General features: G+C 72.8%; 1 protein-coding gene and 1 pseudogene. Both read left to right on the top strand.

The features are described 5' to 3' along the window. Window positions 1-727 (top strand): annotated as a pseudogene (locus DEIPI_RS0103135) (PRC-barrel domain-containing protein); the annotation flags it as partial. A 123-nt stretch (window positions 728-850) separates the two neighbouring features. Next, window positions 851-1052: AAA family ATPase (locus DEIPI_RS28115; protein WP_045233541.1), on the top strand; the 202-nt coding region annotated here is incomplete at its 3' end.

Genomic DNA, 1052 nt, shown 5'->3' with positions numbered 1-1052 from the left:
CGTCGTCGCGGCGGGCGGATCGAGCGCCCGTTCGGCGGTGCAGGACGCGGGCGCGCGGGTCTCCATGACCTTCGAGGACGTCTCGACGCGCCTCTCGACGGGCGTGGAGACCGCCACGGTCCGCGCGCGCGGCGCGCTCGACGACCTGCTGGGGCGGCGCGTGCAGCGTGACGTGTACGGCGAGCGCGGCACCATGATCGCCGCGCAGGGTCAGATCGTCACGCCCGGCGTGATCGAGCGGGCCCGCGTGAACGCGAAGGAGGCCGCCCTCGTGGACGCCACGACGCTCTCGAAGGCCGTCAGCAACGCCGGGGACCGCCTCAGCGTGGGCGCGCAGACCGTGAAGGAGGGCGCCAGCACCCTGCTCGACCGCGTCCGCGAGACGTACGACGAGCTGCGCGGCAACGCCGCCGAGGCGACCCTGGAGCGCCGCATCAACGCCGCGCTGGGGCGGCCCGCGAACCGCGTGATCCTCGACCCGCAGGACAACGTGCTGCTCAACGTCGGAGAGATCGTCACGCACCGCGCGATCGAGGAGGCGAGGCGCACGGGCGTCCTGGACCTGCTGCTCTCCAGCGTCAGCATGGAGACGCCCTCCATCTCCCCCGACGAGGTGCGCCCGCACGTGACGGGCACGGCGGCCCTGCCCGCCGAGCACGACGAGTTGCCGCGCGGGGGCGCCGACGCGACGCGCCTGAACGAGGACGGGACGCTCCCGAGAAGCTGAGCGCCCCCGCGTGGAGGCCGTGGGGACGCGTTCCCCACGGCCTTCCCGCGTTCTCACGGTCGCCCTAGGCAACCGTTCCTTCGTTCTCCCTTCACCCGGGAAGGGGCGCTCTATACTTTCAGGGTGACCCGACTGACCCGCCTGGAAGTGCGTCGCCTCGCCACCATCGAGAAGCTCGACCTCGACCTCGGGGAGGGCTTCTGCGTGTTCACGGGCGAGACGGGCGCGGGCAAGTCGATCATCGTGGACGCGCTCGGCCTGCTGCTCGGCACGCGCGGCGGCAGCGACCTCGTCCGCACCGGCGAGGACGACCTCCTCATCAGCG

This window comes from Deinococcus pimensis DSM 21231 (genome assembly GCF_000519345.1).
Classification (GTDB): Bacteria; Deinococcota; Deinococci; order Deinococcales; family Deinococcaceae; genus Deinococcus_A; species Deinococcus_A pimensis.
This window is presented reverse-complemented; position numbering and strand designations above follow the sequence as displayed.